Source organism: Marinobacter maritimus, from assembly GCF_007671675.1.
Classification (GTDB): Bacteria; Pseudomonadota; Gammaproteobacteria; order Pseudomonadales; family Oleiphilaceae; genus Marinobacter; species Marinobacter maritimus.
On the sequence record NZ_VCGW01000001.1, the window covers coordinates 1,260,587 to 1,274,551 of the forward strand.

The 13,965-nt window shown below is 54.7% G+C and carries 15 protein-coding genes; 3 read left to right on the forward strand and 12 right to left on the reverse strand.

Annotation, left to right across the window (positions count from 1 at the left end; all coding sequences use genetic code 11):
* Positions 1-85 precede the first annotated feature (85 nt).
* Positions 86-2,101: an LTA synthase family protein gene (locus FFI90_RS05755; RefSeq protein ID WP_246123359.1), complete on the forward strand. Its 2,016-nt coding sequence runs from the start codon at positions 86-88 to the stop codon at positions 2,099-2,101.
* Here the strand turns inward: FFI90_RS05755 and FFI90_RS05760 are convergent.
* The 12 genes from FFI90_RS05760 to merR form a co-directional block, all read right to left on the reverse strand.
* Positions 2,086-3,375: a sensor histidine kinase gene (locus FFI90_RS05760; RefSeq protein WP_144776921.1), complete on the reverse strand. Its 1,290-nt coding sequence runs from the start codon at positions 3,373-3,375 to the stop codon at positions 2,086-2,088. The two genes, FFI90_RS05755 and FFI90_RS05760, sit on opposite strands and share 16 nt — an antisense overlap.
* Positions 3,372-4,091, reverse strand: a complete 720-nt coding sequence (locus tag FFI90_RS05765; protein ID WP_246123361.1) for a response regulator transcription factor — start codon at positions 4,089-4,091, stop codon at positions 3,372-3,374. Before FFI90_RS05765 ends, FFI90_RS05760 begins: the two co-directional genes overlap by 4 nt.
* Positions 4,081-5,580, reverse strand: a complete 1,500-nt coding sequence (locus tag FFI90_RS05770) for an ArnT family glycosyltransferase (protein WP_144776923.1) — start codon at positions 5,578-5,580, stop codon at positions 4,081-4,083. Before FFI90_RS05770 ends, FFI90_RS05765 begins: the two co-directional genes overlap by 11 nt.
* The gene (locus FFI90_RS05775) at positions 5,564-6,604 is read right to left on the reverse strand and encodes a glycosyltransferase family 2 protein (protein ID WP_144776924.1); all 1,041 of its coding nucleotides are present in this window, start codon (positions 6,602-6,604) and stop codon (positions 5,564-5,566) included. Before FFI90_RS05775 ends, FFI90_RS05770 begins: the two co-directional genes overlap by 17 nt.
* Positions 6,588-6,977, reverse strand: a complete 390-nt coding sequence (locus FFI90_RS05780) for a GtrA family protein (protein ID WP_144777242.1) — start codon at positions 6,975-6,977, stop codon at positions 6,588-6,590. The genes FFI90_RS05775 and FFI90_RS05780 overlap by 17 nt, the downstream gene beginning before the upstream one ends.
* Positions 6,978-7,132: 155 nt before the next feature.
* Positions 7,133-7,444 carry a phosphatidylglycerol lysyltransferase domain-containing protein gene (locus tag FFI90_RS20185; RefSeq protein WP_144776925.1) on the reverse strand — a complete coding sequence of 104 codons (312 nt, stop codon included), beginning with the start codon at positions 7,442-7,444 and terminating at the stop codon, positions 7,133-7,135.
* Positions 7,354-8,202, reverse strand: coding sequence for a phosphatidylglycerol lysyltransferase domain-containing protein (locus FFI90_RS20190; RefSeq protein ID WP_144776926.1), 849 nt, complete (start codon positions 8,200-8,202; stop codon positions 7,354-7,356). Before FFI90_RS20190 ends, FFI90_RS20185 begins: the two co-directional genes overlap by 91 nt.
* 32 nt (positions 8,203-8,234) lie before the next feature.
* Positions 8,235-8,636 (reverse strand): hypothetical protein, encoded by a 402-nt coding sequence (locus tag FFI90_RS20195; RefSeq protein WP_144776927.1) that lies wholly within the window; start codon positions 8,634-8,636, stop codon positions 8,235-8,237.
* Positions 8,623-9,345, reverse strand: coding sequence for a DUF1003 domain-containing protein (locus FFI90_RS05800; protein ID WP_222120482.1), 723 nt, complete (start codon positions 9,343-9,345; stop codon positions 8,623-8,625). The genes FFI90_RS20195 and FFI90_RS05800 overlap by 14 nt, the downstream gene beginning before the upstream one ends.
* 96 nt (positions 9,346-9,441) lie before the next feature.
* Complete coding sequence (locus tag FFI90_RS05805; RefSeq protein ID WP_144776928.1) at positions 9,442-10,131, reverse strand: VIT1/CCC1 transporter family protein; 690 nt, start codon at positions 10,129-10,131, stop codon at positions 9,442-9,444.
* 119 nt (positions 10,132-10,250) lie between these two features.
* Positions 10,251-11,537 carry a ferredoxin reductase family protein gene (locus FFI90_RS05810; protein WP_144776929.1) on the reverse strand — a complete coding sequence of 429 codons (1,287 nt, stop codon included), beginning with the start codon at positions 11,535-11,537 and terminating at the stop codon, positions 10,251-10,253.
* A gap of 162 nt (positions 11,538-11,699) precedes the next feature.
* Positions 11,700-12,107, reverse strand: coding sequence for a mercury resistance transcriptional regulator MerR (gene merR, locus FFI90_RS05815; protein WP_144776930.1), 408 nt, complete (start codon positions 12,105-12,107; stop codon positions 11,700-11,702).
* 166 nt (positions 12,108-12,273) lie between these two features.
* On the opposite strand from merR, the gene merF reads away from it, so the two are divergent.
* Positions 12,274-12,534 carry a mercury resistance system transport protein MerF gene (gene merF, locus FFI90_RS05820; protein WP_144776931.1) on the forward strand — a complete coding sequence of 87 codons (261 nt, stop codon included), beginning with the start codon at positions 12,274-12,276 and terminating at the stop codon, positions 12,532-12,534.
* A complete protein-coding gene (gene merA, locus FFI90_RS05825; RefSeq protein WP_144776932.1) occupies positions 12,524-13,930 on the forward strand; it encodes a mercury(II) reductase in 1,407 nt (468 codons plus the stop codon). Before merF ends, merA begins: the two co-directional genes overlap by 11 nt.
* The last annotated feature ends 35 nt before the right edge of the window (positions 13,931-13,965 follow it).

Consider the following 13,965-nt stretch of genomic DNA (forward strand, 5'->3'; position numbering starts at 1 on the left):
ATTTTTTGATGTTTTCCTGACCCGTCGCTGACACGCCCTCCTCTACTCTGCACTTCCATCGACTTTTCCAAATGCGAGTGCAGACGTGCCTACACCCCTTTCTTTCAAAAATCTCTCTCTACCCGAACGTGTGTATCGAGGGTTCCGCTGGGCCGGCGCCTACGCTCCGATATTGATGTTGTTTTTCACGATCCTTCTCATCGGCAGCCTGTCCAGAACACTGCTGGTGACATGGCAGTTTGATCGGGTTGCGGAAACGTCAGTGTGGCCTGGCATCTTTCTCCATGGGCTACGAGCAGATCTGATCATGGCTGGCATGGCAGTGGCTCCTTTGCTTTTGCTCCTGCCGATTCTGGGCCATCGTTTCAGCTGGGCGGTCTGGAGGCGGGTGACTGGCCTCTGGGCGACGATTGCCGTTTTCACATTCCTCTTTATGGAGCTTTCCACGCCGACGTTTGTTGCCGAGTACGATACCCGGCCCAACCGACTGTTTATCGAATATCTTAACTATCCCAAAGAAGTGCTGAGCATGCTTTGGGAGGGCTATCTGCCTACCGTAGCCATTGGGATTTTTCTTTGCGTTTCACTGACCATTCTGTTCGCCTGGCTAATGCGCCCGTGGGCACGGGAGACCTTTACCGGCAACTATCGTAAAGCGATTCTGGTATGGCCCATCGTGGCTCTTGCTGTGTTTATGAGCGTGCGTTCCACCACCGGCCATCGCCCCGCCAATCCCGCGATGTTTGCACTGACCTCCGACGCGCTCGTGAACTCATTGATTATCAACTCTACCTGGTCTGTGGCGTTTGCAATCTACAACCTCAAGCACGAAGAGGATGCGAGTGACAGCTACGGCCAGATGGAAATATCCGAAATACTGGACGAAGTCAGAAGCACGCCATGGCTCAGTGGTAGTGAATTCAGCTCCAGGCAGTTTCCGACGCTGCACCATCAAAACCCTGTGCAAAAACGACTGCGTCCTCTCAATCTGGTAATCGTTCTGGAGGAAAGTCTGGGCGCAACCTTTGTTGAATCCTTGGGTGGCACTCCGGTTACACCGCGACTGGAAGCTTTGAAGGACTCTGGCTGGTGGTTTGAGAATCTGTATGCAACGGGTACAAGATCAGTTCGGGGTATCGAGGCTGTGGTTTCCGGGTTCCTGCCATCTCCTGCTCGCAGTGTGGTTAAACTATCACTGTCCCAAACCGGGTTTTTCACACTGGCTGACCTGTTAAAGCACCAAGGCTACAACACAGGTTTTATCTATGGTGGGGAAGCGCATTTTGACAATATGCGCAGTTTTTTCTCGGGCAATGGCTTTGACAGTATCCTGGATCAACAGAACTACGCCGATCCCGTTTTTACCGGTAGCTGGGGTGTCAGCGATGAAGACCTGTTCGCAAAAACCCACCAAGACCTCAAAAAACTTCATGCTGGTGGAGAACCCTTTTTCCGCCTAGTGTTCTCCTCTTCCAATCACACGCCGTTCGAATACCCGGATAATCGGATCGAGCCGTACGACGAAGAGAAAAACACCGTCAATAATGCCGTCAAATACGCGGATCATGCTTTGGGTGACTTCATAGGCACTGCTCGGAACAGTGACTATTGGAAGGATACTCTGTTTTTGATTGTGGCCGATCACGACGCCAGGGTTTGGGGGGACGAGTTGGTTCCCATCAAGAATTTTCAGATTCCGGGGCTGATACTCGGAGCGGATATGGAAGGCCGGCGCATTGAAACAATTACAAGCCAGATTGATCTTGCACCGACTCTGCTTTCACTCATGGGTATTGCCAGCGAGCACCCCATGGTTGGCCGTGACCTGGTGAAGTTTCCGGACGCACCCGGCCGGGCGATTATGCAGTTCAACGATTGCTATGCCTGGATGGATGACGACTTCAACGTGACCGTATTGCGTCCCGATCAGGAGCCATTGGCAGGAAAATATTCACGCCAGGCAGGGCGAACTCAATACCTGGCGGGTGCACCGGAAGAAACAGCCACAAGAAAGGCTCTGGCCCATGCCCTCCTTCCGCTGAAACTGTATCAGACACAAGCCTACGGGTTGCCTGATTCAAATGATCAGCCAAGGTTATGAACATGGATCAGAAACTCAGTACCTTCGTTGTCTGATTGCGCAATCTCGAGATCCCAGCCCAGTCGTTCGCAAACTAACCGGACGATCAGCAACCCAAAGGTGGCGTTACTCATCTCTCCAGCCTTTGGGTTGATGGCGGTGGGTGCTCCACTAGCGCTCAGGTGCTCGGCTACATTGATTGGAAGCCCGGAGCCAAAGTCTCGCACAGAGATCCGGTTTTCGATCATTCGAACTTCTACTTCAGCACGAGTGTGGCGAAGCGCATTTTGCAACAAATTGCGCATCAACATGCGTACCAAAGCGGGATGGGTTGTGACTCTCATCCCCGGGCTATTGTTGTAAACCGTGATTCGTCCGGCATGATCCGGATGTCCATGCTCGAGATCATCAATCGTGTTCTGGACGACCTCTTGCAGCACAATGGTTCTCGCGTCGCTCTCAGACGCTTCACTGCGGGCAAGTTCAAGCAGTACCTCCGTATCGTCGCGCATGGTTTGCATGGCCCGGCGAATACGAGCGAGGGTTTTCTGATCCGCTGTCGACAAACTTTGTCGTTGTTCCAACACATTCAGGGCGCCACTCATCACCGCTAACGGCGTGCGAAGCTCATGGCTGGCGAGTTTAACAAACGATTTCTCCCGTTCAATGTGATGTTCCAGCGCTGACAGAAACCGGTTAAACGCGTCGGCAATGTCGCAAAACTCCTGATCACGGTAGCCCGTATCAATTTGCCGCATGGACGATCCGGGGCTCGTGTTCATGACCTCATGGGTTAGCTTCCTGAAGGGCCGCACCAGGTATTGGGCGCCTGTTCGGGCAATAAAAAAGCCGACGAGGAGCATGAAGCCCGCCACGCCCACCAGAGCCAACTGCACCAGGGACTCACGGTTTTCCATGATAGTAATATCCTGAGCCAGGAACAGCTTGCCATCTGGTTGCTTCAGCTTCTCACCGACTATCAGCAGCGTTGTCTCACCTATCTCGATTTCCTGGGAAAATGGCAGCGAGCGGCTACGGAAATATTCCGGCAATACAAGCTCTGCCTCACCTTCCGGCAGAAAAACGGCCTCCAACTGAGCCGTTTTTATGGGTTGAAAAGTCCCTTCTTGAAGTTGCTCTGTGAAAAACTTGGCGTCCGCCTGTAGTTCAAGGCCCAGAATAGTGTCCTCAACGTCGTTGACGAACAGTTCTACAATAAACATGGAGGTGGCCGTGGTGGCCGCAATCAGGAAAAACAGGGTTCGGGCCAGGCGCTTGGTTAATGATGATTTCATGAGGCCTCAGCGTTTCCTTTCGCAGGAACCTCCAAACTGTATCCTCGACCGTGGATTGTTTTTACCAACCCACTGCCCAGTCCGGCCTGCAGCGATTTTCGGAGTGTGTAAATATGAGTGCGAAGGCTATTGCCTTCCGTTTCGCCGTGGCGAGCTCCCCATAGGGCATCACTGAGTGATTCATGGCTGAGAAAACTCGGATACGCTCGTACCAGCAATTCAAACAAGCGAGCCGGTGTGCCGGACAAAGCCGTTTTCAATCCGTTTAATTCTACTTCCAACGTACCCGGATCGAAGCGAATATCACCCGCTGACAGGACCCGTCGCTGTGGGGAATACCGCCGATGAAGAGCTTCAATCCGTAGCTGTAACTCACGCAGCTCAAACGGCTTCACAATGTAATCATCCGCACCGCAATCAAACCCTTTTTCCTTGTCGGACAAGCCACTCAGTGCCGTCATCAGAATAACGGGAGTCTGGCACTGCAGGTCATTACGTATACGTTTACAAATATCGTAGCCACTGACTCCAGGGAGCATCAGATCGAGTACGATAACGTCATAGCTTTGCGTGGCCAGCAGATGCAATGCGGTCAAGCCATCCGCAGCGAAGTCCAATACGTAGCGATCTTCACCCAGAAATTCGAACAGGTTTTCCGCAAGATCTACCTGGTCTTCAACGATTAATAGCCTGAGCTGTAGTTGGTTAGATGTCACTCGAGCGAACTCCGTTGGCGTCAGACACCGGTTGCTGATCGCGCTGCAATCCGGCAATGACTAACAATTGATAGCGTCTATTTTCCATGACCTTTCGAGCGGAAGTAGCGAAGCCAGCCACTTTTTCGCCTGGCCAGGTTCTGGGAACCGCAACATACAAACGCTGATACGCCTCGGCCGTCTGCAAGTTGCTCAACCCGCTCTTTGTCATTTCCAGAGCGTTTCCGTCTGAGTAGAATCGGGCTGAAAACGGAAGGTCATCCAGATAGATCAACGGGCTGTCGTCGGCTGTCTTGGCCAACTGATAATAGCTTACCAGTTCTTTCTCTGTCTTTAGTGCCTGCCAACCCGTGGCGGAAAGACCTACGAACACGCTCAGTAAAACCGGGACCAACGCCACCAAACCGCCCCGTAACCGGGCCAACCGGAAAGACTGGCATTCCGACGCCCAACGGCCGATCAAAATAGCCGTAAACGGTAACGAGGGTAATACGTAAGTCCAGAGTGTATTACCTGCGAGCGTGAAAAACAGCATCGGTGCCAGCGCGCTGACCACTAAAAAGCTAACGCCCGGATTCGATATCGTCCTGCTAACGATGCCGCTTCTTTTCCCTCTGAACCATGCCGGCACCAGACTCACCAGCGCAACGACACCCCAGGGAAAAGAGGCCCACAACCAGAACATCCAGATCATGCCTTTGGGCTGATTGTGGGCGCTGCCGTAAAGATCGCCTGCCCAACCTGGGTCCAGGAACCGGCGAACATGCTCCCCTACAATAAAGTAATCCAGAAAGCCCGGTGTCTTGAGTTCCGCCAGTATGTACCAAGGACAGACCAGCAGCGCCGTCAACAGGGTTCCTCGCAACCAGGGCAACCGTCGCAGATTGTTCGTCGCGTCCCTCCATGAAACGAGTAACCACAGCACGATGGGAATCCCGACCAGGACTATGGCTAACGGCCCTTTGGACAGGAGTCCAATTACCAATCCAAGAAAAAAAAGCCACCGCCACAAGCCGCCCTCTCCTGCCATTACCAAGCAAAAGCTGACCAAAGTCAGGGTAGTGCCCAGTGCCAGAAAAGCGTCGGTCATCACGGCGCCAGCGCTAATATAGGTGAGTGCCATGGTTGCGAAAACCAGGCAACTCCATTGAGCCACCTGAACACTCCATAACTGCCGCGCCAATCGCCAGACCAGCCACACCATGGCGAGCGTTGCCAGCCAGGAGGGAAACCGCAACGAAAACTCCGAGACACCAAATACCTTGATGGCCGCCGCCTGGGCCCAGAACGACAAGGGTGGTTTACCCCAGAAAGGAACTCCGGGCTCAAACCACGGCGTAACCCAGTCACCGGTTTCCGCCATCAGGCGGGCAATTTCGGCATAGCGCGGCTCGGTGGTATCAGCAAATGGGAAAAGGGCCATACCGATAAAACGGCTAACCAGCACTGCAACGAGTATCAACAGCCACACGTTAAACCGCTTTGACATGTCGCATCCCCGTTGTTTTACGTTTTGCCTGTTGGCGTGTGCCGTTCAGGTTTTCGATCACTTCTTCTGTCAGGTACACCGGGCGTTGTTTTGATTCCATGTAGGTCTTGCCGACGTATTCACCCACAATGCCCACACTCATCAGTTGAATACCGCCCAGAAAGCTGATGATGGCCACCAGCGATGGATAACCATTGGTGGCATCGCCCAGCATTAATGCCTTGACCACAATCCACACCCCGAATACCGCACCCATGCTGGCGGCAATAAGCCCGATCATTGTCGCCCAACGCAACGGAGATACAGAAAACGATGTCAGCCCTTCCAGTGCCAGACCCACCAATCCGGGGTAATCCCATTTCGTTTCACCCGCCGCTCGGGGTTCACGATCGTATTGGATGACTTGGGTCGGCATACCGATCCAGGCAAACAAGCCTTTCATATAACGGTTGCGTTCTTTCAGCACCAACAGTGCGTTAACGGCTTTGCGGCTCATCAACCGAAAGTCACCGGTATCTACGGGAATATTCGTTCGGCTGGTTCGATTCAGCAGTCTGTAAAACAGATGCGCACTCCAGCGTTTGAACGCGGTTTCGCCAGCCCGTGAACGACGCTGCATCAGGACAACGTCAACACCCGACTGCCAGCACTCGACCATGGCCGGGATTTGCTCAGGCGGATCTTGCAGGTCTGCATCCAACACGATCACCGCATCGCCCTTTGCGTGTTCCAGCCCTGCAGTCATCGCGGCTTCCTTGCCGAAATTACGACTCAGCTTGATCAATCGGATGCCGGGCGTTCGGTCAATAACACTGTGAATGTATTGGGCACTGCCGTCGTCACTGCCATCATCAATCAGCACGATTTCCCAATGCAGGTCCAAGGTGGCAAGCACAGGTAGAACCCGCTCAAAGAACAGCGGCAGCATCGGGCGTTCGTTGTAGAGCGGCACCACCAGTGATAACAGCGTGTTATCAAACGGACCATCAAAAGGTACCACAGGGAATTCAACGCGTTTGTTCATGGAAAACCAGCCTCTGATAAACAATGTAATTCAGTGCGGCGACAAGCCCTGTGGTCACAACTTGTGACAGCGTGACAGGAATTGCCAGGACGTTATTGAGCAGGAAAAAAAAGACGAGATTGCAGAACCAGGCGACAAAGCAGGAACCGACATAGCGCCACAAGGTGACCCCGTGAGGACCGGCATTGCGAAACGCCAGGCGCCGCTGGAGGCCGTAATTTAGCACCGCGCCAGACACGCTTCCGCTCGCGGTTGCCAGCACCGGCTCAAGCCCGACGCCGATCAGTGCTGCCATTACAAGCCAGTGGAACAGCGTAGCAAGCCCGCCGGCCGCGAAAAATCCCTGCAATTGGCGAGGTAAGAATGTGTTCATGACCAAAACCACCACATTGGCGACTGAAAAAGTCGACCTGACATTGAGTGGGCATAATGGCCTACCCTGTGTCACGGCTTTGTGGAGGTTTCATCAGGAATATGTCAAAACTTGGCAGATTAGGGTTTATCCCACGAGGTTTTTTCGATAACGCCCTACTTCATCAATCTACGAAATCCTCCCGAAATCAGCACATTTATTTCGTTAAGGATCTGGGGGGTGGCTAGTCCACCGGGGGTGGCCAGATAAATCGGGCTCCACTCCGGGTCAAATTTCTCTTTAAAGGCCCTGAGTCCTCCGAAATTGTAAAAATGTTCGCCGTGTTCGTAGACGAAACCGCCGATGCGGTTCCAGATTGGCGCCAACTGGCGGTTCTCTATGCCCGAAAAGGGCGCAGCACCCAACGAGAACCAGTGATAGCCTTGGGCTGCGCCCCATAGCATGAGTTCCGCAAGCAGCGCATCCATCGCGAACCCGGGACCCCATCGCGGGCGGAACGGCTGCGCCCCTGGCGTAGAGTTTTCCTGTTGGAGCCGTCGAGGGTGAAGGCGCTCAGGTCGACCCGCGCCACCTCTCCGATCTTCAGAATTGACAGACCAAGATCAAGAAAAACCGGAATATATTTCAGCGATACCGCGTAGAAGGCGCATCGTTTTCTCTGTCGGTCGGCCGTCTCGCGGAGTTGCCAGACAAGTTTCTTGGCTATTTTGGCGTCACCCGTCGGATCGCCCTTTGCGATCAGTGATTTGCCAGTATCGGCATAGGCGATGAAAGCGCTTTCGTCGTCGGAAACAAGAAAAGACTTGTCTCCCGTTAGTGCGATGTTCGACTCGCTGTCTTCGCTTGTCGTGACGAGCCTGCGCACCGCGTCGGGAGCCGGCTCCAGTTGCTTACGGCTGGCCTTGCCGGTCATCAGGGAATTGAATGCGATCACAGCCAGGCGTGACTGTTCGGCAGGGAGACTCCTTGACAAGAGAAGAAGTACTCCGGCAAGCAGTACCACACCCGCCGCAATGGGCGGAACCAGTGGTTGGAAGGCGCGCCAGATCGTTTGCGCCCCGCCCGTAAGTTCACGCCGCCGCGCCATGCCTGCCATCAGGCTTAGGCCCAAAACTGCGGCGATGAAGGGGGCGATCGTGTAGATCACGCGATAAAGCAGAAGTGCTGCTAGAACGTCCGAGCGCCCCGAGACACCCAATCCCGAGATGATTGTTGCCTCGAACACACCCAGCCAGCCCGGGGAGTGACTGAGGATGCCTAAAGCGACCGCGCCAAAATAGATCGTGATGAAATACGGACGGCAGTGCCTGTCAGATACGAGACGCCTAACAATCCGGATATTGCGTAGCCCGCCGCTCCAGCCAGTGCGGCAATGCGAAAAGGCACTTTTGATGGTGCGACCAAGTTGACGGCAAGGGCATCATAAAATGAGATGCCGACAAAACTGAGCGCGGTAAAGGCAAGCGCTGTGAGCAATGAAACTGAAGAGGCCGCGACGAGATCGGCTTTCACGTCGACCCATTTTACATGGGCAGCCAAACTGTTCAGGGCGAAAATTGCAATCACCACAATGACAATCGCAACTGCAAGCCTGACGGCTGGGTGCTTGACGATCAGCCGCCACCTACGTTTCGACGGCGTGTGTTCAGCGGTTGCCATCAGTGCTTTCTTCTAACAATTCGATTTGTATTTGTTGCAATTCAACGAGTTTCTGCCACTGATGGGCGAGCTGATGATCGATTTTCTCATGCAGCTGGCGGATTTCCAGCTCAGCCTTCAGGTTCACGCGATAATCGTTTTCAGCCCGCAGCCGATCCTTGGTTCCCTGCCTACCCTGGCTCATCATGATCACGGGAGCCTGCATTGCTGCAAGGCATGAGAGTACAAGATTCAGCAGGATGAACGGATAGGGGTCGAAAGGTCTGGCGCTCAGCCCCACAACATTAAGTGTGATCCACGCGATCAACACGACGGTGAAAGACAAGATGAATGTCCAGCTGCCACCAAATTTGGCAACCTTGTCTGCCGTGCGCTCGCCGAACGTGGATTTTTTCTCAATCTCGTCCAAAGGGTTGCGAGATACAAGCTGTCCGGATTCAAGGCTTTCAATGACCTGTCGATCGAGTTCGTTCAACTCACCGCGCTCATCTTCGAGTAGTTGCTCGACATACTGGCGCCGAAACCGGACAAGGTCGCGCTTGCAAATTTGCTTTCCTTCGGCCCAGCCAGGTGCGGCACTGGCGATCAGGTCTGACACTCCCGGCCGGACTGAAATCCAGGGGCGTAGTTTTGACGTCGAAAAGGCCTGCCCGCAGGTATGGCAGACAGATCGTTGCTCGGCACTGGACGGAACAGGCTTGGTCATCATGTTCGAGGCCTTCTCTCGCGGCTCATGCCAACATAATGAGTGAAAGACAGGTTTACAGGAAGCTCAAATCCATAAGCCTGTGAAGCCCAGCCCTTATTATGCAACCACGCCAAATATTCGACCTACGCCAGCCGTAATTGCCATTGCGAGTGCGCCCCAAAATGTAACTCTGATTGCGCCGGCAGTAATCGAGGCCCCGCCAGCACTCGCAGCAATCACGCCCAGAAGCGCGAGGAAAAACAGGGAGGATGCTGCAACAACAGAAATAAGCTGGTTACCCGGTACAACCCACGCCGCCGCCAACGGAAGTGCGGCACCAATGGTAAAGGAGCCTGCCGATGAGAACGCCGCTTGAACGGGCTGGGCGCTAACACTTTCCGAGATGCCTATTTCATCCCTGGCGTGGGCGCCAAGTGCATCATGAGCCATTAACTGTTCGGCAACTTTCTTTGCCAGAGCCGACTCAAGCCCTCGGTGTTCATATATTAAAGCGAGTTCTTCTTTTTCGAACTCAAAATCCTGTTCCAATGATCTTTTTTCAATAGCCAGATCGGCTTTCTCAGTGTCGGACTGCGAGCTAACGGACACGTACTCCCCAGCCGCCATAGACATAGCGCCTGCTACCAAGCCAGCAAGACCGGCCAGAAGAATGCCTTGATGAGTACTGCTAGCAGCAGCGACACCAATAATAAGACTTGCCGTAGAAACAATTCCGTCGTTTGCACCCAGTACCGCTGCACGTAACCAACCTACTCGATGTGATCGATGGATTTCACTATGGCTCATACGCTTCCCCAATCACCTTGTCGAAAAGGACATAATGATCTTCCAAGCTTCGCCTCGCCATATCAAAATCCATGGCTGCTACCGATTGCTTGACTCGGGGCCGAAAGAGGAGGTCTATTTCAGCGAAACTCAAAAACTTCCTGGTGAAAGCGTAATGAAATGGACTGTTGCTTCAGTGCGCTTCTCAGGGCTTTTGCCAGGCCTTGCGGCCCGCAAAACCAGACATCCACCCTGGAGTCATGGATTTGCAGTTTATTCGCGGTCAATCGCTGCCCCCGCAAACTGTCGTGGATGTACAGCGATACATCCGGGAGCTGCTCCGTAAGTTGTTGCAGGCGAGTCAGCATTGGATCATCTACGGCTCCGGCAGTGCAGTAATGCAGTTTGACCGCGGCATGTTTTTGGTCGGAATTGATCAGGCGGCTTTCCAGCGCCGCCAGAAACGGTGTAATCCCAATGCCGCCCGCCACCCATATTTGCTGGGCGTTTTTTCTGCCGTTGTCCGGATCAAAGCGACCATAAGGACCCTCCAGCGTAACGGTCTGGCCACTATGTAGCTTACGGGGGATCTTGCGGGTGAAGTCTCCCAGTGCCTTGATGTGAAAGATGAGCTGCCCGCTGTCGTTGTCAGCACCGGCCAGGCTGAAAGGATGCGCCCCTTCGATTCGGTCGAACGTCACCAGGGCGAACTGTCCGGCTTGGTGGCCTGGCCAGCGCCGGCCCATGTCACAGACAACTTCCGTGATATTGGCTGACGTCTGCTTGACGGCCTGAACCAGCCCCTTGTAGCGGCGGTTCCTTCCAATTTGCCCGGTCAACGATTGCAGGCTTGCGACTGTACCACCCACGATTAACAACGCCATCAGCCAGCCGGTGGGTTGCTGCCACCACTTCAGAGGAGCCAACAACATTGCATGAACGGCCAGCACAAGGTAAATCAGAGGGATCACCCGATGCAGATAACGCCAGTAATAGTAGGGCACCCATCGGGTCAGGGTAATGACAACCAGAAACAGCAACAGATAAAGGCCGGGCTCTCCCAAGTCTTCAGCGCCATCCTGAAGGCTGTCCAACAGCCCGGAAAAGTGTGCTTCCTTCAAGCTCCGATCCGAGCCAAACAGCGCTTCGAGGCCATCATCCGCCATCTCGATCAGCCAGTGCGTCAGGGCAAAAATAGCGGCCAGAATGCCCGTCCACTTATGCAGTTGATACATGCTGTCAAGACCACCCAACAAGGATTCCAGTCTCGCAGGCCGGGTAGCCAACAGCATAGTGATGGACATGAAATTGATGGCAAGGTAGCCACTGAGTGTCAGCAACAGCTCGTAGCTCAGCCCGGGAGCCAAGAAGCTGACCTGAGCCGCCAAAAGCAGCAAAAGGGTGACACTGGTGCGTAGGTTTGGCACAAACAAACTCCGGCTTGGGTTTGTTTGAATTCTGCAGAGTTAACCTGACATCAGCCTTAACCGTCCGATACTTTCATTGTCAGATGCGGTTATTTCCGCAAGATGATCGCAAAACCTTTATCCAGGCACAGGCCCTTCTCCAACGTGCAGGCCACTTGGGGATTAGCAACCTCGCAGCGCTGCGATGACAGGGCACGACACCTTGCCTTGATGTGCATGGCATTCAGTAACCAGTTTACTCAAGACGGACTCGATTCGGTTCAGGTCAGCCAGCCTTGCGCGCACGTCGCCCAGTCGCTGCGTAGCCAGTTCTGCCGCCTCGCTGCAATGGGTGCCATCGTCCAGCATCAGTAGTTGCCCAATCTCGTCCAGGCTGAACCCCAGCCGTTGCGCCGACTTCACGAATTTCACCCGCGCCACGGCAGCACTGCCGTAGCGACGAATGCCCCCTGGAGGCTTCTCCGGCGTCGGCAACAGCCCTTTATGCTGATAGAAACGAATCGTCTCCACGTTGACGCCGGCCGCTTTGGCAAAGGTACCGATGGTCAGGTTCTCCAGCGCTCCATTCATGACGCTTGACTCCGTAGTTGACTACGGAAGTAAGATTAAGTCATCAGGCGAATATTCGGAAGGAGAACCTCATGCATAAACCCAATAACGGTCGTGGCACTTTGGCCACTGCCGACGATGGATATCCATCAACCCGGACATCCCCGAAAGCGGATCGCGAGACATTATGAAGAACCCCAAAACCCTGGTCCGCGTGAGCGTGATAGGCACAGTCCTGGTAGCGCTGTGCTGCTTTACACCGATCCTTGTAATCCTGCTCGCCACCGTCGGATTAGCGACACTGACCGGCTATCTCGACCTTGTTCTGCTTCCTGCACTGGCCTTTTTCATCGGTCTGACCCTCTATGCGCTATGGCGCAAGAAGCAATACGACGCCTGTTATAACGCTCACTCACCCGGAAAAAGGAATTCTCCCCATGAACAGTGAAAAGAACCTTCATATCGCCGTGATCGGCAGTGGTGGCGCGGCCATGGCCGCCGCCCTCAAGGCGGCAGAGCGCGGCGCCCGCATTACTCTGATAGAACGGGGCACCATTGGGGGCACCTGCGTGAATATCGGCTGCGTGCCCTCGAAGATTATGATTCGCGCGGCGGATATTGCCCATCTACGTAAGAAAAGCCCCTTCGATGATGGAATCAGTTCCCAGGCGCCGGTGATCGATCGGGCGACGCTTCTCAAGCAACAGCAGGCGCGTGTCGACGAGCTGCGTGATGCCAAGTACGAACGGATTCTGCGCGACCATCCAGCCATCAAGGTCCTGCACGGCGAGGCCCGATTCATTGACGCTCATCAGCTATCGGTCGCGCTGAATGAGGGTGGTGAACAGACCCTTCGCTTTGATCGCGCGTTTATCGGCACGGGGTCACGCCCCGCAGAGCCGCCCGTGCCGGGACTGGTCGATACGTCTTACCTGACCTCCACCAGTGCCCTGACACTGGAGACTGTACCCGAACGGTTGATCGTCATCGGCGCTGGGTTTGTCGCTTTGGAGCTGGCGCAAGCATTTTATCGGCTTGGTAGCCGGGTCACGGTGCTGGCCCGCAGCGCATTGCTTTCCCAAGAAGATCCGGCGGTGGGCGACGCCGTGGAGGCGGTGTTTCGCCGCGAGGGCATCGAGGTGCTCAAAAAGACCACGGCGAGCCGTGTCGACTACACCAGCCATGAATTCGTGCTGGAGACTAACGCCGGGACCTTGCGAGCGGATCAACTGCTGGTAGCCACCGGGCGGACACCCAATACCGAGGCGTTGAATCTGGATAACATCGGAGTGGAAACCGCACATGGCGCGATTCTGGTGGATGAGCACCTGCAAACCACGGTACCAAGCATCTATGCTGCCGGTGATTGCACCGATCAGCCAGAGTTCGTCTATGTGGCCGCTGCTGCGGGAAGCCGGGCTGCCGTCAACATGACGGGCGGCAAATCCATACTGGACCTCAGTGCCATGCCGGGCGTGATGTTTACCGACCCCCAGGTCGCCACCGTCGGCCTGACGGAAGCCGAGGCACTCAAACAAGGCTTCAGCGTGGATACCCGCGTGCTTGATCTGGAGCACGTACCGCGTGCGCTGGTTAATTTCGACACCGGCGGTTTCATCAAGATGGTAGCCGAACGCGATTCAGGTCGGTTGCTGGGCGTCCAGGCGGTAGCCGGAGAGGCCGGGGAACTGATTCAGACGGCCGTGATGGCATTGCGATCGCGCATGACGGTGCAGGAGATCGGCGACGAGCTGTTCCCTTACTTGACCATGGTGGAAGGCCTGAAGCTCTGCGCCCAGACCTTTACCAAAGATGTCACACAGCTGTCCTGCTGCGCGGGATAGCCGAAGCAGTGAGTGATGGGGCGACACTAAGTTGC

Coding starts and splice junctions, on each gene's coding strand:
- FFI90_RS05800 (WP_222120482.1), bottom strand. CDS start 9,345: ATGATGACCAAGCCTGTTCCGTCCAGTGCCGAGCAACGATCTGTCTGC.
- FFI90_RS05780 (WP_144777242.1), bottom strand. CDS start 6,977: ATGAACACATTCTTACCTCGCCAATTGCAGGGATTTTTCGCGGCCGGC.
- FFI90_RS05760 (WP_144776921.1), bottom strand. CDS start 3,375: ATGAAATCATCATTAACCAAGCGCCTGGCCCGAACCCTGTTTTTCCTG.
- FFI90_RS20185 (WP_144776925.1), bottom strand. CDS start 7,444: ATGGATGCGCTGCTTGCGGAACTCATGCTATGGGGCGCAGCCCAAGGC.
- merF (WP_144776931.1), top strand. CDS start 12,274: ATGAAGAACCCCAAAACCCTGGTCCGCGTGAGCGTGATAGGCACAGTC.
- merR (WP_144776930.1), bottom strand. CDS start 12,107: ATGAATGGAGCGCTGGAGAACCTGACCATCGGTACCTTTGCCAAAGCG.
- FFI90_RS05770 (WP_144776923.1), bottom strand. CDS start 5,580: ATGTCAAAGCGGTTTAACGTGTGGCTGTTGATACTCGTTGCAGTGCTG.
- FFI90_RS05775 (WP_144776924.1), bottom strand. CDS start 6,604: ATGAACAAACGCGTTGAATTCCCTGTGGTACCTTTTGATGGTCCGTTT.
- FFI90_RS05805 (WP_144776928.1), bottom strand. CDS start 10,131: ATGAGCCATAGTGAAATCCATCGATCACATCGAGTAGGTTGGTTACGT.
- FFI90_RS20195 (WP_144776927.1), bottom strand. CDS start 8,636: ATGGCAACCGCTGAACACACGCCGTCGAAACGTAGGTGGCGGCTGATC.
- merA (WP_144776932.1), top strand. CDS start 12,524: ATGAACAGTGAAAAGAACCTTCATATCGCCGTGATCGGCAGTGGTGGC.